This window comes from Oceanobacillus oncorhynchi (assembly GCF_000821065.1).
GTDB classification, from domain to species: domain Bacteria; phylum Bacillota; class Bacilli; order Bacillales; family Amphibacillaceae; genus Oceanobacillus; species Oceanobacillus oncorhynchi.
Genome location: NZ_CDGG01000001.1, coordinates 2,726,980 through 2,747,566 on the forward strand (window position 1 = coordinate 2,726,980; position 20,587 = coordinate 2,747,566).

The 20,587-nt window shown below is 39.5% G+C and carries 21 protein-coding genes; 12 read left to right on the top strand and 9 right to left on the bottom strand.

Annotated features, from left to right (window positions below; all coding sequences use genetic code 11):
• Positions 1 to 16: 16 nt before the first annotated feature.
• A complete protein-coding gene (locus BN997_RS13015) occupies positions 17 to 979 on the bottom strand; it encodes a helix-turn-helix transcriptional regulator (protein WP_042532835.1) in 963 nt (320 codons plus the stop codon).
• 110 nt (positions 980 to 1,089) lie between these two features.
• Between BN997_RS13015 and BN997_RS13020 the strand changes: the two genes are divergently transcribed.
• On the top strand, positions 1,090 to 1,923 hold the full coding sequence (locus BN997_RS13020; RefSeq protein WP_042532837.1) for an SDR family NAD(P)-dependent oxidoreductase: 834 nt from the start codon (positions 1,090 to 1,092) through the stop codon (positions 1,921 to 1,923).
• Positions 1,924 to 2,049: 126 nt separating this feature from the next.
• Here the strand turns inward: BN997_RS13020 and cax are convergent, their stop codons facing one another.
• Complete coding sequence (gene cax, locus BN997_RS13025) at positions 2,050 to 3,108, bottom strand: calcium/proton exchanger (protein WP_175297043.1); 1,059 nt, start codon at positions 3,106 to 3,108, stop codon at positions 2,050 to 2,052.
• Positions 3,109 to 3,593: 485 nt separating this feature from the next.
• Between cax and BN997_RS13030 the strand changes: the two genes are divergently transcribed.
• On the top strand, positions 3,594 to 4,325 hold the full coding sequence (locus tag BN997_RS13030; RefSeq protein WP_042532841.1) for a metallophosphoesterase family protein: 732 nt from the start codon (positions 3,594 to 3,596) through the stop codon (positions 4,323 to 4,325).
• Positions 4,326 to 4,351: 26 nt separating this feature from the next.
• Positions 4,352 to 5,311 (top strand): substrate-binding domain-containing protein, encoded by a 960-nt coding sequence (locus BN997_RS13035; protein ID WP_042532843.1) that lies wholly within the window; start codon positions 4,352 to 4,354, stop codon positions 5,309 to 5,311.
• A gap of 220 nt (positions 5,312 to 5,531) precedes the next feature.
• On the opposite strand, the gene BN997_RS13040 is transcribed toward BN997_RS13035, so the two are convergent.
• Positions 5,532 to 5,957: a hypothetical protein gene (locus tag BN997_RS13040; protein WP_042532845.1), complete on the bottom strand. Its 426-nt coding sequence runs from the start codon at positions 5,955 to 5,957 to the stop codon at positions 5,532 to 5,534.
• A 335-nt stretch (positions 5,958 to 6,292) separates the two neighbouring features.
• Between BN997_RS13040 and BN997_RS13045 the strand changes: the two genes are divergently transcribed.
• Positions 6,293 to 7,615, top strand: a complete 1,323-nt coding sequence (locus BN997_RS13045; RefSeq protein WP_042532846.1) for a replication-associated recombination protein A — start codon at positions 6,293 to 6,295, stop codon at positions 7,613 to 7,615.
• 217 nt (positions 7,616 to 7,832) lie between these two features.
• Here the strand turns inward: BN997_RS13045 and BN997_RS13050 are convergent, their stop codons facing one another.
• Complete coding sequence (locus BN997_RS13050; RefSeq protein ID WP_042532848.1) at positions 7,833 to 8,537, bottom strand: phosphatase PAP2 family protein; 705 nt, start codon at positions 8,535 to 8,537, stop codon at positions 7,833 to 7,835.
• 195 nt (positions 8,538 to 8,732) lie between these two features.
• Here BN997_RS13050 and BN997_RS13055 point away from each other — a divergent pair, with 195 nt between their 5' ends.
• Together BN997_RS13055 and BN997_RS13060 are read left to right on the top strand one after the other, a co-directional pair.
• The gene (locus BN997_RS13055; protein ID WP_042532850.1) at positions 8,733 to 9,746 is read left to right on the top strand and encodes an NADP-dependent oxidoreductase; all 1,014 of its coding nucleotides are present in this window, start codon (positions 8,733 to 8,735) and stop codon (positions 9,744 to 9,746) included.
• Positions 9,747 to 9,888: 142 nt separating this feature from the next.
• Positions 9,889 to 10,086, top strand: a complete 198-nt coding sequence (locus tag BN997_RS13060) for a hypothetical protein (protein WP_042532852.1) — start codon at positions 9,889 to 9,891, stop codon at positions 10,084 to 10,086.
• Positions 10,087 to 10,152: 66 nt separating this feature from the next.
• On the opposite strand, the gene BN997_RS13065 is transcribed toward BN997_RS13060, so the two are convergent.
• From BN997_RS13065 to BN997_RS13075, 3 genes are all read right to left on the bottom strand, one after another.
• Entirely contained in the window at positions 10,153 to 10,575 is a 423-nt protein-coding gene (locus tag BN997_RS13065; protein WP_052485012.1) for an NUDIX hydrolase, read from the bottom strand.
• 70 nt (positions 10,576 to 10,645) lie between these two features.
• Positions 10,646 to 11,059, bottom strand: a complete 414-nt coding sequence (locus BN997_RS23850) for a ribosomal protein L7/L12 (protein ID WP_042532854.1) — start codon at positions 11,057 to 11,059, stop codon at positions 10,646 to 10,648.
• A 382-nt stretch (positions 11,060 to 11,441) separates the two neighbouring features.
• The gene (locus BN997_RS13075; protein ID WP_042532856.1) at positions 11,442 to 12,470 is read right to left on the bottom strand and encodes a YeiH family protein; all 1,029 of its coding nucleotides are present in this window, start codon (positions 12,468 to 12,470) and stop codon (positions 11,442 to 11,444) included.
• Positions 12,471 to 12,586: 116 nt separating this feature from the next.
• Between BN997_RS13075 and BN997_RS13080 the strand changes: the two genes are divergently transcribed.
• From BN997_RS13080 to BN997_RS13090, 3 genes are all read left to right on the top strand, one after another.
• Positions 12,587 to 13,480: a LysR family transcriptional regulator gene (locus BN997_RS13080; RefSeq protein WP_042532858.1), complete on the top strand. Its 894-nt coding sequence runs from the start codon at positions 12,587 to 12,589 to the stop codon at positions 13,478 to 13,480.
• Positions 13,481 to 14,339: 859 nt separating this feature from the next.
• A complete protein-coding gene (locus BN997_RS13085; RefSeq protein WP_042532860.1) occupies positions 14,340 to 15,227 on the top strand; it encodes a TetR/AcrR family transcriptional regulator in 888 nt (295 codons plus the stop codon).
• Between the two features lie 164 nt (positions 15,228 to 15,391).
• Positions 15,392 to 16,888 carry a DHA2 family efflux MFS transporter permease subunit gene (locus BN997_RS13090; RefSeq protein WP_042532862.1) on the top strand — a complete coding sequence of 499 codons (1,497 nt, stop codon included), beginning with the start codon at positions 15,392 to 15,394 and terminating at the stop codon, positions 16,886 to 16,888.
• 126 nt (positions 16,889 to 17,014) lie between these two features.
• Here BN997_RS13090 and BN997_RS13095 read toward each other — a convergent pair whose 3' ends face one another.
• Positions 17,015 to 17,395, bottom strand: a complete 381-nt coding sequence (locus BN997_RS13095; RefSeq protein WP_042532863.1) for a hypothetical protein — start codon at positions 17,393 to 17,395, stop codon at positions 17,015 to 17,017.
• Between the two features lie 257 nt (positions 17,396 to 17,652).
• On the opposite strand from BN997_RS13095, the gene BN997_RS13100 reads away from it, so the two are divergent.
• The 3 genes from BN997_RS13100 to BN997_RS13110 all read left to right on the top strand — a co-directional run bounded on the left by BN997_RS13100 (position 17,653) and on the right by BN997_RS13110 (position 19,875).
• Positions 17,653 to 18,507, top strand: a complete 855-nt coding sequence (locus tag BN997_RS13100) for an MBL fold metallo-hydrolase (protein WP_042532864.1) — start codon at positions 17,653 to 17,655, stop codon at positions 18,505 to 18,507.
• A gap of 209 nt (positions 18,508 to 18,716) precedes the next feature.
• Entirely contained in the window at positions 18,717 to 19,322 is a 606-nt protein-coding gene (locus BN997_RS13105) for a TetR/AcrR family transcriptional regulator (RefSeq protein ID WP_042532866.1), read from the top strand.
• Between the two features lie 4 nt (positions 19,323 to 19,326).
• A complete protein-coding gene (locus tag BN997_RS13110) occupies positions 19,327 to 19,875 on the top strand; it encodes a GNAT family N-acetyltransferase (RefSeq protein WP_042532867.1) in 549 nt (182 codons plus the stop codon).
• Between the two features lie 60 nt (positions 19,876 to 19,935).
• On the opposite strand, the gene BN997_RS13115 is transcribed toward BN997_RS13110, so the two are convergent.
• Positions 19,936 to 20,502 (bottom strand): spore coat protein, encoded by a 567-nt coding sequence (locus BN997_RS13115; protein WP_042532869.1) that lies wholly within the window; start codon positions 20,500 to 20,502, stop codon positions 19,936 to 19,938.
• Between the last annotated feature and the right edge of the window lie 85 nt (positions 20,503 to 20,587).

The following is a 20,587-nucleotide window of genomic DNA, read 5'->3' on the forward strand; positions in this document are numbered from 1 at the left end:
TATTACTGAATATCGTTTATTTCTTATAATGTGCAACAGCGGCTTCTGCCATCCGAAGAATTTCTGCATGGAGTTCTTCTGGTTCGGTAACGGTCATTTGGTCTGTAAATCCAAGAAGAAATCTTTTTGCTTCTTCTTTTGTATCAAAAGCTAATTTAACGCGTGTCCATCCTTTTTCGTCAGTAGATGCAGTCTCTATTATCCGTACAAAAAAAGTAGAAAAGGAAAGTCTTGGCAGCACTTCTCTGGAAGTCTTTACCCATACCTCATAAGTCGGCAAGGCCTTGATAAATGCTTGTTTCGAGTTTTTCCAGTATGCTGCAATATCAAAATCAACCGGTCTTTCAAAGGTTTCTTTGCTTGACACAGCAGACTGGATTCGTGAAGCGCGATAATTCCGGATATCTCCATTTTCCTTTACGGCAATCACGTACCAGCTGCTTCCTTTCGCAACTAGTCCCAGCGGCTGTACGATATAATGATTTGTTTGTCCGTCTCCACGCTGATAGAGGATATTCAATTTATTATTTTTCCATATTGCATTTTTCAGAACCTCAAAGGATGCGATTTTTTCTTTTGTGCCCCTCCAGGAGCTGGTATCAATATGAATGCGGCTCCATACATCCTTTGCACTTTCACGGTAAGCTGCAGGCAGGGATGCGATAACTTTGTTTCTGGCGTCTTCAGAAGTGCGGGTTAATCCTAAATCATCCAGTAATTGAGGAGCTGCAGGCACGAATAAAGCGCGTATTTCCGATTCCTTTAAGCCGGTCAAATCAGTCTGATAGCCATCAACTAAAGACCAGCCGCCATTTTTGCCGCGATCAGCAAAAACGGGAATACCAGATCCGCTTAAAACCTCCATATCTCTGTAAATCGTCCGTTCGGAGACTTCCAGTTTTTCAGATAATTCTTTAGCAGTCATTCGACCTTGAGACTGCAGCAATAAAAGAATGGATATGAGACGGTCCCCTCGCATGAACATCACCTTTTTTCTAATGAATTATATTAATTAAATGAAATATGACAATAGATGTCAAGAATTAGTTTGTATAATGAAAATATCTGAGGAAGAAAGGATGGAAAAGAATGAAACCATTGAATGGAAAAGTAGCTCTTGTCACAGGCGGGAGCAGAGGAGCTGGACGCGGCATTGCGGCAGAGCTGGGGAAAGCCGGTGCAATTGTATATGTCACAGGCCGCAGTGTTCGGGGAGCATCTACGAATCATTGGCCGGGAACTGTGGACGACACGGTTTCAGAAATAGAAGCTGCCGGTGGAAAAGCCATTGCAATACAGTGCGACCATACCAAGGACGCAGAAACAGAGGCTGTTATTTCTCAAATTCGCAAAGAGCAGGGAAAGCTGGATATTTTGATAAATAATGTGTGGGGCGCACATGACTTAGGTGTGGAAGGAAAACCTTTTTGGGAGCTGACCTTGCAAAATTGGGATACAATGTTTACAGCAGGTGTAAGAGCACAGCTGGCTGTCAATCACTTTGCTGTTCCCCTGCTTCGAGAAAATAAACAGGCTTTGATAATTCATACAACATTCTGGGATTATGGCAAGTACACTGGCCAATTTTATTATGATTTAGCAAAAAATGCGTTGGTGCGAATGGCATATGGGCTATCTATCGAATTAAAAGCGGATAATATTGCTGTTCTTGCTGTTTCGCCAGGATTTATGCGGACTGAGCTTGTATTGAAATATCACGGCGCCGATGAAGAAAACTGGAGGGAAGCGGATGATTTACAGCAAACAGAAACACCCTATTATGTCGGACGGGGAATAGGGGCATTAGCAGCTGATCCAAATGTGATGGAGAAAAGCGGGCAGGTGTTCCGAGCTGGAGGGTTAGCGAAGGAGTATGGATTTACAGATATAGACGGGCGTTATATCCCGCCATTTACCATATAGATTCCGATTTACATTATTGTTAAAAGAATGGATTGCTTGGAAAACAGGTATTCTCTATATAAAATAGCCAGTGTTCTTATATAATAAGGCCACTGGCTATAAAATGCGTATATTCTATTATAAATCTTAGATGAAGTAAAATCCGATGCCCATAATCACATATGCAGCTAATAAAGTAAGCCCTTCAAACCAATTGGAATCCCCATCATTCGAAATGGTAATCATTAAAAATACAGCTGTCACCATGCTAATCAGCTCCGGCCATGTAAAGACAAGCGGCATGGATGTGGAAAAGAAGAGGGATAACAAAACAAGAATCGGCAGAACAAACATCGTAATCTGCAGGGTGGAACCAACGGCAATTTCAACAGCGACGTCCATTTTATTTTTATAAGCCATGACAATCGCTGATGCGTGCTCTGCTGCATTTCCGACAATTGCTACAATAATGATTCCGATAAATAATTCAGACCATCCAAAGGCAGCGCCGACAGTATCAAATGTCGATACCAAATGCTCCGAAACATAAGCAACAGCAGCTGTTGCAAGTGCCAGGATAACAATTGCTTTGCCTTTCCCCCATTCAGGTTCCTCCTCCTGTTTCGATTCATTTTGTTCGTTATCTGAATGATACACGCCACGGTGGGTAACGAATTTAAATAGTAATGCTGCCAAATATAACACAATTAAAATAACAGCTATTCCAACACTGACAATCATCGTATCACGTTCGTTCAGCGACTGGGTGAATACTTCTGGAATTACAAAGGCAACAATCACAGCAAAAATCAGCATACCGGCATTATGGCGCGCATCGTGTACGCTAAAGGATTGTCTTTTATATTTTAGTCCCCCGACAAAAAAGGATAAGCCGCCGACAAGCAGTAAGTTCCCTAATACAGAGCCCGTTAATGAAGCCAGTACGATTCCGATGAGTCCGGCTTTTAATGCAAAGATAGAAATAATAAGTTCAACCGCATTTCCGAAGGTTGCATTTAGCAATCCTCCAGCTCTCGGCCCTAAAACGATTGCTAAACTTTCCGTAGCTCTGCCGATAAAGCCCGCTAAAGCAATAATCGTCAAGCAATAGATGATAAACATGATGATAGCAGACCAATGAAAGATGGAGCCGATGATGGAAAGCGGCAGTCCAATCAACACGAGTATCATAAATAACTTATTCATCAAAGTCCCTCCGTTTTTCTATATCTGGATAGCTATAGATTACCCCGATTGATTCGATATTATTTGGAGGAAGATAATTCCGCTTAACGTAAACGGTATTAAAATAAAGAGAGATCACATTATTTACACTTGCGCAGTAAAAAAGGTGCTATTCACTTTGTTATTACAGATTTATCTGGAGTTAAATAAGGGTATAATAGAATGAGATATTTTGTATTTGTAGAGAATGGAGAATTTATTCTAGAAGCTGCCTCAAAAAAAGTATAAAATAGTCAGAAAGAATAGGTATGAGCTGGGAGGAATAGAATTTCACGGATGAATATAACGCTCAAGCCATATTTAAAAAAGGTGAATTGGATCATTTATTATAAGGCCATGTAAACGAGCCTTCTGCATAATATAATGTTTACCAGGAGGCAGATTTGTAATAACAGCTATTCAAACACCATGGAAAAAATGTCAAACGAAAAGAGGAGTGATTTATTATGTCAAACAAAAGAATCCTTGCCATCAGCGACATTCATGGCTGTTATCATGAGCTTGAGCAGCTATTGCAATTAAATCATTATAACCCAAAAGAAGACCAGCTTATCCTTCTGGGAGACTATATCGACAGAGGACCTGAGCCAAAGCGGACGGTTGCTTATATTATGAAACTGGTAGAAGAGGGAGCTATTGCTTTGCGGGGAAATCATGATCAGATGTTTTTGGAGTGTATATTCAGCAACAATCCAGATAAGGAACGGCGTTATTTAATCAATGGCGGGATGGATACGATAGAATCATATGTGGGAGAAGACTTTTTTCCAGGTAATGCTGCAGGGGAGCATTTGCAGGCTGCCAAGGAAAAAATCAAAGAAGATGATAGCGAGCATTTAGAATTTTTATCTAACCTGCCGTATTATTATGAAACGGAAAACCATCTCTTTATTCATGCAGGTATTGATCCTGCATTGGATGATTGGAAGGAGACGCCCGATTTTGATAAAATCTGGATTCGTCAAGAATTTTTAGGCTTTGATCATCCCCACGATTTTACCGTTGTGCATGGTCATACACCGACACAGTATCTTCGCGGAAAAAATGATAATAGCATATTTTTTGGGAATAAAAAAATTGATATCGACGGAGCATGTGCTTATGGTGGAAGGTTAAATTGTTTAATAATAACGGGAGATTCATACGAAACAACGTATATCAATCATATCGAAGCGTAAATCTGTAGCAGGCAGGGGGCAGGGAGATGGCAAATATTCATGATGTTTCGAAAGCTGCAGGTGTATCTGTCAGTACGGTTTCGCGCGTGCTGAATAATCACCCTTATGTCAAAAAGGAAAAAGTGGAGGCTGTGAAAAAAGCAATTATAGAAACAGGTTATATTCCGAATATTAATGCGGTTAATTTAAAGAAAGGAAAGACGCATCTTATAGGCATCGTTTTGCCATTTTTAGACGTGCCGTATTTTTCACAGCTGGTTCAAGGGATATCACAGGCAGCTTCTGTTCATCAATATAAGCTGGTGCTGTATCAGACTGGGTATGACGAGCATCAGGAGAAAGAAGCTTTAGAAATGTTAAAGCTAAAGCAAATAGACAGTTTGATCATTTGTTCCAGAAAAATATCTTTAGAAACAGTGGAACATTATCAGCAATATGGCAGCATTGTTCTATTTGAAAATGGGGAAGATACGCCGTTGAGCTATACGTTTATCGATCATTATGCATGTTTTATGAGGGCCCTGGAGTACCTGTATGAGCATGGACACCGGAAAATTGGTTTTTCTGTCAATCGGCTGGAGGGGGCAAACAGCAGTCAGCGTGAACGTGCCTACCGTGATTTTTTAAAGCTAAAAGGACTCCCTTTTCACAAAGATTATATCTTTAAAAAATGTCTCAATATAGAAGATGGGGAACGTATTTTACGAGAAATCGCTGCATTTCAGGAACGTCCTACAGCTATTCTAGCGACAAGTGATCAAGTAGCAGCGGGTATAATTACTTCCAGTTCAAACTATGAACTCAAGGTTCCGCGTGATTTAGCGGTTATTGGCTTTGATGATCAGCCGATAGCACGTGCTATGCAAATTACTTCCGTTAATATCCCGCTATATTCTATCGGGCAGATTTTGTTTGAACAGGCCATAGCTGTAGAGATTTCCCATAAAGAAGTTTCAACGGAGTTAATGGAAAGGTCAACAGTTTGACGAAAATATATGAAAAGCAGCAAGGTCTTGAGGATATTTGCTGCTTTTCATGAATATAAAAAAACAATCCGGGCCCGGCAAAAATCGTGGTATATGATACGATCATGCCTTTTCAGTTACACTCATATCAATATCCAAAATCTATGCCGCATGCCGCCGGATTGTTCTCTAACTTGAGTTTACTTTCTGATATCGTTTTCAGGTCAAGTGTTTTTTTATTTTATATATCCGCCTTTTTAAATTTATCAACATAATCCTTTGCTTTTTCGAAATTTAACCCGCTGCAATCCTGCACGTACTTTACAGCCTGATGGTCATCCTTATTATTTTCAAGCATATCTTTTAAATGGCTTACAACCTCCGGGTCTTCTAATTTCAGATAGGGGGAGGCCGAATTATTTACATATCTTTTTAATTCGAAGAAGCCCATACCGGTTTCTTGCCGTACATATTTCATAATTCGTATAAATTTTAAAGGCGATGCGTTATTTTTATTATCTTCAATCATCTCTGTAGCTTCTAGAATAACCTCGAAAGGATCTCTTTGTGATTGGGATGGATTGAATTTATTTCTTTTACGTAAAAATAATAAATAGATTATTCCAGCAACGATCACAATAATCAAAAAGATTTGTATAAAAAGCATATGTCATCCTCCTTCAGCAAATACTTTGTTTTATTATAGCATAAAGGCAATTAGCTTCTAATCGGAGATAAAGTGAGAACTGCAGGAGGCGCTTACGCATTTTGTTAAAACCGCTGGCAGTTAGGTTAATCGGGCTGTTTGCGGCTGTAACGAATATTTCTTCCTTGTTTTTAAAAGCTTTGCAAATCAAAGAACGTTTGTTATAATAGAACAAACGTTCCTTTGGTGGTTTTGATCACTTCAAATAACGAAGACGAAAGCTTTAAAGTTTAGACGTTTGAAATAAATATAATTACTCCGTAACAATCAATTTGCTGAAATGAGAGGTGAGTCCAATGAAACAGGAATCGCTTTTTGGTGAGGATAATAAAAGAAATTCCCCGCTTGCCAGCCGTGTCCGTCCCAGAACACTGGATGAATTTGTCGGTCAGCAGCACTTATTGGCGCGGGGGAAGGTGTTGCGTGAATTTATCGAAAATGACCAGGTGACTTCGATTATTTTTTGGGGACCGCCTGGCGTTGGCAAAACAACGCTGGCTGAAATTATTGCTCATAAGACAGAATCAAAATTTATTAACCTGTCTGCAGTAAACAGCAGCATCAAGGATATCAAAAATATAATGAAGGAAGCGGAAACAAGACACGATTTCGGTGAAAAAACCATTATTTTTATTGATGAAATACACCGGTTCAACAAGGCGCAGCAGGATGCTTTTCTGCCTTATGTCGAAAATGGCAGTATTATTTTAATCGGGGCAACAACGGAGAACCCTTCCTTTGAAGTAAATGCGGCATTGCTGTCGAGAAGTAAGGTGTTTGTTTTAAACCAATTGGAAATAGCTGATGTTGTAAATCTTTTAAGGAATGCAATAATCCATCCGTATGGATTTGGAGATAAGGATATTCATATAACCGAACAAAGCTTAGAGGCGATTGCAAAGTTTGCAAATGGAGATGCAAGGAGTGCCTTAAATACGTTAGAGATGGCGGTGTTAAATAGCGGCACAAATGCTGGAGACTTCTATATCAATGAGTCGAATCTGGAACAGCTGATTAACCGGACTTCCTTTCTGTATGATAAAAGTGGCGAAGAGCATTATAATATCATTTCTGCCCTTCATAAATCGATGCGGAACAGTGATGTGGATGCCGCGATTTATTGGATGTCCAGAATGCTTGAATCAGGAGAGGATCCAATCTATATTGCCAGAAGGCTGATTCGCTTTGCGAGTGAAGATATCGGCTTAGCTGATACACGTGCACTGACAATTACCACGGATGTATTTCAAGCCTGCCGTTATATCGGAATGCCGGAATGTGATGTCCATCTTACAGAGGCGGTTATCTATTTGTCACTGGCGCCCAAATCAAATGCCGTGTACCTAGCGCGGCAAAAAGCGAAAAAGGATGTAAAGGAATCGATTAATGAACCCGTACCTCTGCAAATCAGAAATGCACCGACAAAATTAATGAAAGAACTGGATTATGGAAAGGGTTATCAGTATGCGCATGATGAAAAAGATAAATTAACTGCGATGCGAACGATGCCGCCTTCGTTGGAGGGACAGCAGTACTATTACCCGACAGAGCAAGGAAATGAGAAAAAATTTAAAGAAAGATTGAATTATGTGAAGGAATGGCAGAAAAGGAATAATTAACAGCTCAGCTGATGAAGGGATGAAAGCTTTTCTAGCCGGAAGGAAAAAAAATAAGCGTGGTATTTTAACTAAAACCATGCTATACTTTATTTTGCGATGAGCTGATTTGCGTAAGCCGAGAGACAACGTACGATATGCAGATGTGAACTGCATGTTCTTTCGCCGCAAATTTCGAAAAGAAAGGCATCCGTATCTCATACGGATGCCTTTCTTCGTACTATCTCGCTCTTTTAAAAGCCTGACTTTGATCAGCTAAATGAAGTTTTTGGAGAAGCTGACGAAGCGGCTCCCGAATAAGTAAATAGACGCCTATGGAAATAAATACAGCAGCTAAACCATATAAAAATCCGGCAAGCACATCTGTAGGGAAATGTACTCCTAAATAAATTCTCGTAAATAATATAAAACCAATCCAAACAAGTGTGATAAAGCTGATAATTACTTTTTTCCATATTTGATAAACTGAAAGAATAAGTACCATCCCGATAAAACCATAAAAAATCGTTGTAGCTGTGGCATGTCCGCTCGGGAAGCTTTCGTTTGTTTTTTCAATAAGTTGTAAGAAGTTAGGGCGATCACGTTCAACGATTTTCTTTAATACTTTTCCGCCGATTGCTGCGCAGAAAAGAATCGTACCGCCGAACCATAATCCTTCTGCAAATTTATGCTTGAAAAAGAGGACAATACAAATAATAATTGTCATGGCGATAACAGCTTTCATGCTTCCCAGCTCTGTCATAAACATAATAAAAGCTGTTTTTCCTTCAGAAATTGTTCCCTGAATCCGCTCAATCCATGATAAATCAAAGGAACGGATCCAATTGCTTTCAAAATATACACCCCAGGCGATGACGCCGAATAATAATAGAAATATAATCCCTGCCAATAAAAAAGAAGCAGGAGTTAATCTTTGAGACTTCAAAACGCTACCCTTCTTTCTCTCTCTATTTACAATTCCCTATTTAAATTAATTGTCAAATTTTCATTGTACATAATAACAAGCTTTTTTGCATGGAAATAAACAAAAAGTTATGTTTAATCTTTTAGAGAGAAAGGAAAAGATACATAAAGGTTAATTTTTATTTTGTTAACAGTAAAGATGAAGGAGGAAATAAGGATGACACAAGAACAATTAATACTACAAGAGCGTCCAAATGGGCTGCCGGATGAAAATACATTTCAATTTAAAAAGGCAGAAATCGGTAAACCTTCAGAAGAAGAGCTGCTGCTTAAAACGTTGTATGTATCGGTAGACCCCTATATGCGCGGGAGAATGTCTGATGGTCCATCCTACGCAGCTCCTTTTGAAGTAGGGGAACCATTAAAGGGCGCAGCAGTAAGCCAGGTGGTCGAATCCAACAGCAGTAATTTTGAAAAGGGCGACCTGGTAACTGGTACGCTCGATTTTCAGGAATACAATGTGGTCAAAAATGATAAGGTGAGAAAGGTAACTACAAAAGGAATGAGTCCATCAAGCGCTCTAAGCGTGTTGGGAATGCCTGCACTCACCGCCTATTTCGGCATGATGCATATTGGCGAGCCAAAAAAGGGAGAGACCGTTGTTGTATCGGGGGCAGCAGGAGCTGTCGGACAAATCGCGGGACAGCTGGCTAAGAAAGAAGGAGCACGAGTGGTAGGCATTGTCGGATCAGAGAAAAAAGCTGCTTATATTACAGAAACACTCGGGCTTGATGCAGCTGTTGAATATAAAAAAGGAAATGTCAGTGAGCAGCTGAAAGAAACATGTCCAGATGGAATTGACGTCTATTATGAAAATGTCGGCGGTGAAATTTCAGATGCTGTCTGGCCGTTATTAAATGTGTTTGCCCGTGTACCTGTATGCGGCGCGATTTCAGCCTATAATTTAGAAGAAGGAGAAAAAGATATTGGTCTGCGTGTGCAGCAATTCTTGATTAAATCACGTGTGAAAATGCAGGGCTTGCTGGTAGGCGACTTTGCCGACCACTATGATGAAGCCTATCAGGCACTGGAAGAAGCAGTTTCTAATGGTGAATTGAAGTTTGAAGAGACCATTCAAGAAGGGTTCCATTCGATTCCAGATGCGTTTTTAGGACTATTTTCCGGAGATAATATAGGGAAGCAGCTGGTAAAAGTTGCTGATGCAGAATAAGTTTACAGAGAAAGCCGCTTGATTCATATGTTCTGAATAAGCGGCTTCTTTTAAAAAACTAGATTTGTTAAGAAAGAGGTAATGATGGAAAGGCTATCATATTTTCCGGGATGGATTTCTGATTTAATGGAGGTGGACTGCTATGAATACTTTTAAAAATAAACGTTATTGGATACTTATGCCGCCGTCTTTACTCATTTCTATTTCTTTAATCATCTTTATACCAGAAAATAAAGGAATGCTCTATGCGTTTGTAGTCATCGCTTTATTTTGGATTGTGTATTATACATGGACGTATTATGCAAAGAAAAACAGCAGGAACAAGTCAGATAGTCTATAAGGTCATTATTATAAATCACAGTCCCTAAGAAATCATATCAACATGTATCTTTAAAAAAGTCTTCTGCTAAAAGATATAATCTAAGTAATCCCCATGCCCTCGGACGAGCTCTGTTTCGTTTGGAGAAGAAATCCAAAAGTAGCGGAAGGTCAGTCCTTTTTCTTCCCCGCCACCTGTTGGCTGATACTCCCATTCATCAAGAGACTCTGTTACATATATATCATAAAAAAATCTCTGATGAACAGCCCCATCATCATTTTTCCAAAAATCTTCTGCAATCAATGTTTCGACTTTGAAATTTTTTAATCCTGTCTCTTCTTTGATTTCCCGAATGACCGCTTCTTCTGTTTCTTCTCCGTCTTTCACGGTTCCTTTAGGAATTTGTACGCCGGCTGCTGGATTAGAATGCCGGAAAACAAGGACTTGTATTTTGTCTTCTTTCCGTCTTGTTATATAACCGTATACTTTTTGGATTGGAATCACAATCACAGCTCCCTTACCTCCGTATAACTGGCTGCGTTTCTATTTTGACAGCAGAAAACAGAGTCTCTCTGCGGATTTACATCTCTTCATTCTTTTTGACATTGTCTACAAAATCCTTTGCTTCTTTTAAGCCCAATCCAGTCTGTTCACGAACGTATTTTATTGTTTTGATTTCCCCGGTGCCAGATTGAAGCATTTCTTGGACTTTTTCCTTAAGGTCGGAATCTGCAATGGGGCTCTTCATTTTATAGTTCCCCTCAACTAAATTTTTCGCATCCTCCAGTCCAAGCCCGGTTTCGATACGTACATGCTTAATCAATTTAATTTTATTTTCTCCTGATTCCAACCTCTGCTGAACTTCTGGGAGAATCTCTTCTGGAGACTTCAGCTCTCTTCCTTGTCTGTCAGCGGGTTTATTTCTGTTTCGCAACGTTGACAGGTAAATAAGTGCAAGACCAATAACAACAATTAGAATAAATTCCGTGGACATGTGTCTTTACCTCCTATGGCTTTGTTTTATTCATTTATCATAACATGAATCATTATAATCCATAATTCATAGTAAGCATTTAGTTAACGTTCTATAGAAATCATTATAAAATAGGCAATAATTATATGGGGAAAGAGCAAAGAACATTTAAAGACGAATTAGAAATAAATCCGGGAAAATACGTTAGATTCCCTAATCAGTTTGAAGTGAGTGATTACGATATCATGGAAAGCTTTATTCTATGGGGATAATGAATACAGGCAAATATCCATTAATTGGTGTGAAGAAAATGAGCTGGAATATGTTGTGAAAAAGGTGGTCTCCTGATTGCAATAAAAACGGCTCATATAATCTATGATAGAGTCGTTTTTATTACACGTATTCAAATAATAAAATAAGCAATAATAGAAAGAAAAACAGATGTAACAGTCACTGCCAGCAACGGTTTTAAAGCCTTTGACCGCAAGTCTTTCAGGTTGACATTCAATCCAAGCCCGACCATAGCTGCTGTCAATATCCATGTGGTTGCTGCGGAGATTCCTTCCATCATATTTTCAGATATAGGGATGGTGTGTCCAAGCACATAGCTGCCAATAAGGCTCATCAGGATAAAACCAAGCAGAAACCATGGAAAATCAACCTTATTTTGTGTTTGAGAACCGCTTGTTTTGATTTTCATTATATAAATAAGAATAAAACAAAGAGGAATAAGTAAAAATACACGTCCTAATTTAGCAAGTAATGCAATGGCTAATGCATCTTCTCCAGCCGGTTCTGCTGCAATAGCAACATGAGCAAGCTCATGCAGGCTGATTCCCGACCAAATTCCATAATCCAAAGCGGTTAATGGTAAGACAGGACGCAATAATGAATATCCAAGTGCGAAGACAGTGCCCATCATTGCAATAATCCCGACGCTGATGGCAGTATCTTCATCCTTTGTCTTCATAATTGGTGCTGCAGCTGCAATGGCGGCAGCACCGCAAACTCCTGTCCCGATTCCGAGCAGAAGCGAAATATTTTTATCTGCTTTGCATACCTTGCCAAGCCAGATCATCACACTGATTGCAAACAGAATAATAAACGCATCACGTACAAGGAGTCCGAGCCCATCATGCAATATGGTATCGATGTTTAGTTTTAATCCATACAAAATGATAGCGAAGCGGAGCAGATTTTTAGATGAAAACGTAATTCCAGAACGCAGCGCTTCCGGATAACCAAAAAATTGTCTGTAAATGATGGCGATAATGATAGCACAAGCGAGCTGCCCAGCATGGTTAAAGCCAGGAACTTTTGCTAAGAAGAACCCGAGCAAGGCAATAAAAAAGGTAAATACAATACCGCCAATCCAGTTTTTTGCAGAATTTAAGCGCTGTCGTTTTATTCGATGTGATGCTTGTGAAGTCATAAAAGCACCTCCTTCTTATAGCATAGCCAACATAAATGAATAAGGAAAATAATTTATTATAATAAATAGGATAAGTAAATTGTTATAATAGAAATGAGAGGAAAGAGGGTGAAGGGATGGATAAGCATTTGCAAATATTTATAACCGTTGCAGAAAAGCAGAGTTTTTCCAAAGCGGCGGAGGAGCATTACATGACCCAGCCGGCGGTCAGTCAATATATTCGTACATTGGAGGAGAGTGCAGGCATACGGTTATTGGAACGCAGCAACAAATATGTTCGTTTAAATAAAGCTGGAGAAATTGTTTATCATTACGGGAAGGAAATACTGGGCTTATATACAACCATGCAGCATTTAGTGGATGATTTGATGAATAGAGCGAATGGACCCTTGGCCATTGGAGCAAGCTACACTTTTGGGGAATATGTTTTACCAAGGATTATTGCTGACCTGCTGGAAATACATCCGGATATCGAACCAGCTGTGACGATTGGGAATACAGCTGAAATAGCGGATTTGGTTGCAATGCATCAGCTGGATGTAGGAATAATAGAAGGAGAATTTAACAGGAAGGACATGATGATTGAGGAATTAGCAGAAGATGAAATGGTTATCGTTGCTTCGACAGAAAATAAGCTGTTCCATCAAAAAGCGAAAATAGAGCTAAGTGACTTAGCAAATGAAACATGGGTTGTGCGCGAACATGGTTCAGGTACGAGAGCGGCGACGGAAAACTTTTTTCAAAAGGCGGATATTCAGCCTGTCCGATTGATGCAATTTAGCAGTACCCAATCAATCAAAGAATCCGTTGCGTCTGGATTAGGTATTACACTGCTTTCGAAATGGGCGATTCAAAAAGAAATAAAATATGGTGATTTGAAGATAGTGCCTATGGAAGGTTTTCCTTTTACACGTGCGTTTTCCATTATTACGAAATCGCCATTCCAAACAAAAACCTTGGAGATTTTTATAGAGCGGTTGCGAAGCAGTAAACTGCTGCGGATATTTTAGTTTCTTGCGGATATATTTAAATCGATTCATTCAACTAAATATTCAATGAGAGATACAAAACCTCCCGTTGATTAACGCTGCATATTAAGGAGTCATACTGACAAAAGTATGGCTCTTTTTAAATAAATTATTCACTTATGAATACTCCCGCGACTTCATTTCTAAAGAAATTTGAAGTGTGGGTTTCTGGGGTGTCGACTTTCAAGATGACGATTAACCGCCAGTGGAGTTGACACATCGGTGTGCTAAAAACACCCAACCCCGCTAGCCTATTGGTCCTGCCTCCTGAGATTACGTTTCAGCCTATATGAGGTTCACACGTTTGTGTGTCCTGGCTGCCATGTTTGGCTTGAACATTTTACGTGGCAAAGCAACGATTCTCGCCACAACCTGCTATGTTCCGTTTTCAAAGAGCGTCTTTCAAGAACATTATACCATGCAAACTTATGTTCGTAAATACAAAAAAGCAATTCACCTCCCATCTACTCATTGGGGTTCACCCTGCATATTCCAACGTACAAATGTTTTCGATGGGACGAGTAATCGCAGTCCCAGGATGTACTAGTGCAGGCGTTGCAACAACTCTTTTCGATGGGGTGAGTAATCGCAACCCCAGGACGTTGCGACGTTAGCCTGCCTTGAGGTTGGGGATCCTCTCGTCTAATTATGATAGAACTGAGTAGTTGACAAAAAACCAATTGGTCAATTATAATATGTCAGTGACTTAATAGTACTAATTTGACTTAGTGGTCATATGGATGAAAGAAAGCTAACGGTAATATAATCTAGTTGATTTTAGGAAACAGGGATATCAGAAAGCAAAAAGTGGAAGAGATGTATTTTAAAAAGGGGATAAATAATGGATAAAAAAGAAGAAATTATGCAATCCGCAATTCATCTTTTTTCTAAAAAAGGATATGCTGCTACATCGGTTCAGGAAATTGCTAATGACTGCAGAATTTCCAAAGGGACATTATATAATTTTTTTGATTCAAAAGAAGATTTATTGATACAGGTAATCCGTCACAATCACCGGAAAATGCTGGAGCAGGCTGAAAATCTCAATCTGGATGCCTCCCTGCCTCCAAAAGAAAAGCTGATTCAAAAGGTGGTTGTACAGTTTGACGGGATTCGTGAAAATAAAGATTACTTGAGTATGTTACTGACTGCATTGCCTCCACATGACAATCCGAAAATTTCTTTGCTTATGAAACGAATCCGAATCACGATGATGAATTGGTATAAGGATTGCTTTATGGAGGCTTATGGAAGCCAAGTAGAGCCGTACATCTGGGACCTGGCACTGATGTTTCAGGGGACATTAAAAGAGTATACTACCTTGATTTTTCGAGATCACAAGGAGCTTGATTTTGAAGATGTTGCCCGTTTTGTTGTGGAGCGGTTTGATACGATTGTGCAGCATACAACAGAGGCAGAACCTGTGTTGACACCTTTGGAAATGAAAGAATACGAGGCTTTTCAAGCAGACCTGGAACCGAAATCTCCAGAACAGCAAATCAATCAGCTTTTGGAAGAACTGGAGAAGAAAATAAAGAAATCGGCGCTGTATGATGAGGAAAAAGAAGAGTATGCTGCAGCCGTACAATCTTTACAAGCAGAAATCCATGAAAATAAACCCAGAACGTTTTTGGTTAAATCATTACTTTTGTTTTTAGCTGAGATAGAAGAATGTCAGCCGCTTGTGCACCGGATAGAAGTATTTTTAAAAACATTGCAGACCGTGTAGCCGTTTTTAAAAACGAAGTAGATAAGAAGAAAGGATTGGAATGTGATTTTTTTAACATTCTTTTTCTTTTGTGATGCGGAATAAGTGAAGCTGTATCTTCCAGATCAATGACTGGAATTAGTTGAAAAAAGAATTGTAAAAGAAATAGGAGATGAGAAAGTATTATGGCTGAATCAACAATGAACAATATAAAAAAGGGGCCCATTCTTGCTGTTATCATTTTGGGCGCATTTGTATCGCTCTTGAATCAGACATTGATGAATGTAGCATTGCCTTCAATAATGGAGGATTTAGATATTGTAGAAAGTACAGCACAATGGATTACGACAGGGTTTATGCTGGTTAATGGGGTGCTTATTCCGATTACGGCATTTTTAATGGAGAAATTTTCAACAAGACAGCTGTTTTTAACAGCAATTAGCTTATTTGCGCTGGGAACATTAATTTGCGGGATTGCACCAGATTTCCCTATATTGATGGCGGGACGTATTATTCAGGCAGTCGGCGCAGGGATTATAATGCCGCTATTAACAACCGTGGTTCTGGCACTGTTTCCGGTTGAAAAACGCGGAGGAGCGATGGGGATTATTGGTATTGCGATTATCTTCGCGCCAGCGGTCGGTCCGACGTTATCCGGCTTTGTAGTAGAACATTACTCATGGAGATTACTATTCTATATCATTTTCCCAATTGCTGTTTTAACAATTATTCTTGGAGCTATTTTCTTGAAAAATGTTACAAAACAGACCTTCCCGGATATTGATGTGATAGCAGTTATTCTATCTACCCTTGGGTTTGGCGGTATTTTATACGGCTTCAGTACAGCGGGTACAAACGGATGGACAGATGCAACAGTAATCACAGGATTAGTTGTCGGCTTTGTTGGATTAATTTTATTTGTGTTACGTGAATTAAAGGCAGATGTCCCTATGTTGGATTTCCGAGTGTTCAAGGACCGTATTTTTTCTCTGACCACGGTGATTAATATAGCAATTACGGTAGCTATGTTTGCTCCAATGCTGCTGATTCCGCTATATTTACAAAATGTCTTAGGTGTCAGCCCGATGAACTCCGGTTTGATGTTGATGCCGGGAGCGGTAGTAATGGGGATTATGTCGCCGATCACTGGTAAGGTGTTTGATCGAATTGGTGCACGTCCGCTTGCTGTTTTCGGTTTAGCGATAACTGTCGTAACAACCTATTTATTTACACAGCTTACCGATACAACAAGCTATTCGTACCTGATTGTCATTTACACCATTCGTATGTTCGGCATGTCTATGATTATGATGCCTATTATGACGGCTGGATTAAATCAGCTGCCACAAAGGCTTCATCCGCATGGCACGGCTATGGTTAACACAGTCCGTTCTGTAGCAGGAGCCATAGGTACGGCATTTTTAGTAACAGTTATGACGAACCAGGCTAAAAACAGTATAGAAGGTATTATTGCAGATAACCATTTTAATCCTGCAAACCAGCAGGATATGCTGCATGCAGCTAACCTTGCGCAAGTTCAGGGAATCAATGATGCCTTTATGGTATCTACGGTATTTGCAGTTATCGGGTTGATTTTATCATTCTTTATTAAACGCGGCAGAACAACGCAGGAGGAAAATCCAGAGTTGCAACAGGATAATCTTGTACAGGAAAAAGCATAATCTAAATAAAACCAGGGTGCTGTTCGAAAAATGAACAGCACCCTGGTTTTATTTAGGAAAAAATGTTTCTTAATATAAAAGAATTTTCGTCATAAAAAAATGGATAAGATAATTATCCAATCCATTTTAGAAGCTATATGTATTTTTTGTTTTTCCTGCATAAAGGGTTACAAAAATACTTGTAATACTTAAAATCGTTCCGATGATTGCTGTAATCGTAACGGCCGCACCCGTCGATGCAAAAAAGCTTCCCAAAATAAGCCCGGTAAAAGAAATGGCAATCAAGGCTTGATAAATTGCTGAAATAGTTCTTACCACCACATGATGGAAGAATGATAAAAGAAGGGGCGGTAAAAATAACACGACGACCATCCCTATGGAAATAAATAAACCGCCAAGATCATCATAGGAAATGGTATTGGGACCTGTCGGCTGCCGCGCAGCTAATAAAATACAGACGATTGCACTCAATAATGTCAGAGCAATCATCAAAATCTTTTTAGACATGGTAAAACTCCTTTCTCTGTTTTAATATAACATATTTTTTAAAAATTCGATGGTTCAGCCTCGGTTGATTTTTAGTTAAATAATGGAAAATCTTAGCAGAGAAAATAATTATTAAAACGCATTGCCCAGCAGGACTGCTATAAACCTTTATCCAGAAAAAATGTAAAAATCTTTCACCAAAAGGGATAAAAATGTAATGCAAAGGAAAGGTATCTATATATTCATTCAAATGATGACATATTAGGAGGAGATAAAAAATGGATCAGAACCTTTCTTACGGAGCGGATTATAAATATATTCCGGCCACGTCTGTGAACAGCGGTGCAGGTACAGAAGTTTTGTCAGACATCTATTGTCATACTATCCAAATTGTTAATATTTGTTTCGTGCAAGATCCAGAAACAAAAAGCTTTGTGTTGATTGACGCGGGTATGCCGAAATCAGCGGATAAAATTATGGCTGTGACAGAGGAACGCTTCGGCAAGAACAGCAGGCCAAAAGCAATTATTTTAACACATGGTCATTTTGATCATGTAGGGGGACTGGTTAATTTAGTGAAGCATTGGAATGTCCCTGTCTACGCCCATAAGCTGGAGCTTCCATTCCTGACTGGAAAAAAGAGTTATCCCGAGCCGGATCCGAGTGTGGAGGGTGGGCTGGTTGCTAAAGCTTCTTCCATGTTTCCTAATGAGCCCATTGACATTGGAAGCAGTATAGCGGAGCTTCCGGCTGATGAAAGTGTGCCGGAGATGCCTGGCTGGAAATGGATACACACCCCAGGACACTCTCCGGGACATATTTCCTTATATAGAGAATCCGATCGAATACTGATTGCTGGAGATGCTTTTATTACTGTGAAACAGGATTCCTTATATAAAGTAATGGTACAGGACAGAGAAATACACGGACCGCCGAGATATTTTACAACAGATTGGGAAGCAGCAAAGAAATCGGTTCAAACGCTGGAAGCCTTAAAACCAGCAATAGCAATAACGGGGCACGGAGAACCGATGTACGAGGAGGAACTGTCTGAAGGACTGAAGAAATTAGTAAAAACATTTGATCAGACAGCTGTTCCTGATTTCGGGAGATATGTGGACGATGAACAGTAATAGCGCAGAGGGCTAATTAGAGAATGAAATACGGTTATTAAAAAAAGGTTGCTGGATTATATAATTCAGCAATCTTTTTATATGATCACGCCATCTTTCTGGCTGAACAAAAAGCAGTATAGCTCGAATTTGAAAATATACAACAGTGTCGTTATAATAAAATAAACGACACTGTTGTATATTTTAATGATTGTAACCGAGGTGATTCGATGCCTAAAGTAAGTGAGGCTTATAAGGAAGAAAAGATAAGGAACTTGGTTCAAGCTGCGAAAAAGGTCTTTATCAAGAAAGGTTATGTGCAAACATCGATGCAGGATATCATGGATGAAGCAGGTATATCAAGGGGAGCAATGTACCGTTATTTTAATAATCTGGAGCATGTTTTTTTGGAAGTGTTGAGAGAAGACGACCAAAAAGATGTGGCGTTTTTTGAAGTCTCAAATGACGAACAGATTTGGCCGCAGATTCAGCGATGGCTGGAAATGCAGCAGCAGGTTATTGAAAATATCAATCAGTCTTTGCTTCAGGCAAAAGCCGAATTCTTTTTAACCTCGCAACAGCATAAAGATGATTTTTCTTATGTATCCCAGCGTTACGATGAAATAACAGAAGCGATAGAAGAAGTACTGATGCTTGGCGAACAAAAGAAAGAATTTCAGCTGCAGCAGTCACCAGAGCGAATTTCCAGATATATGATTTCTTTTTTGAATGGACTGATGCTCGATACTTTTCAGCTGGGGATGAAACAAACAAAAGTACAGGAACAATTATCCATTCTGTGCTTTACTTTGGAAAAATTACTATATAAGGAGTGATTGCATGTTATTTGAATCTGCAAGGCTTAGATTGAGAAAGATGACCAAAGAGGATACAGAGCTTTATCATAAATGGAGAAATGATGTAGAGGTCATGCATTCAACCAGTCCTGCTTTAGATGTATATCCAATAAAAGCTACTGAGGATTTTGTAGAGTATGCTATTTTAAAATCGGACACGTCAAAAGGGTATATGATGGTTGATAAGCAAAAGGATACGGCTATTGGGATTGTCTCTCTCATTCACATGGATCATAAAAACCGGAACGCAGAATGTATTATTGATATTGGTGAGAAAGCATATTGGGGAAAGGGCTACGGGGCAGAAGGGATGGAATTGCTGCTTGATTATGCTTTTCTTGAACTGAATCTGCACCGGATATCCTTACGGGTGTTTTCCTTTAATCAGCGGGCAATTCATCTATATAAGAAGCTTGGTTTTGAATTGGAAGGGAAAAGCAGAGAGGCTCTATTTCGGGACGGGAAGTGGTACGATATGATTCATATGGGAATTTTGCAAAGAGAGTATTTTGAGAGAAAAAAGATAGTGTAGCCGTTCGTTAAAAAATCAGGAGCGAGAAACTGGAAGTCTGCTCCTGGTTTTTAATTGTTTTTATAATTGAGGCGGCTGCTCAACTGGCTGGTAGATAGAAGCTATCGTCTGAATAGCATAATCCGGTGCGGCCATTAATGGGTAATAGCCTTTTTTTGTCATATACTGCCAAACCTCGTAAGCATGGTGATTGCTGTTCAAAAAGGCATGTTCCAAAAACGTTCTTAAATCCGGGTTAGCGCATTCTACAGAAGCATTACCATAATTTTTTGCACAACTCTTCTGATTAAGCAGATAAGCTGTAGCAATTTCACGGTCGGTATGCTGCTGTACTTCTGTTCGCGGCGTTGCAGCAGGAAATTCTGAAATGGGAGCCTGCGTGTAGGATGCTAACATCGGATTTATTTGAGCAGGCTGAAATTTTGTAATATCCGGTGTTGTTTCGCTTTGAACAAATTCTACTTTTAGATTATAGTCTTGTACATGTAACGGGAAGTGCCTTTGTAATAATTCCTTCAATTCAGGGTCTTGGGCTTGATTAATAAAGCCTGCCATGCAAGATATTGTATTATAACACCCTGCAATCAGCTCGCTTAGCTCATGTAATTCATGAGAGGCTAACTTCATGGGAATCACTCCTTATTATTTTCCTATTTCTCTTATGCTTTGCCGTTAGACTTAATTTATACTTTCAGGCGTTGACGGGAAAAAC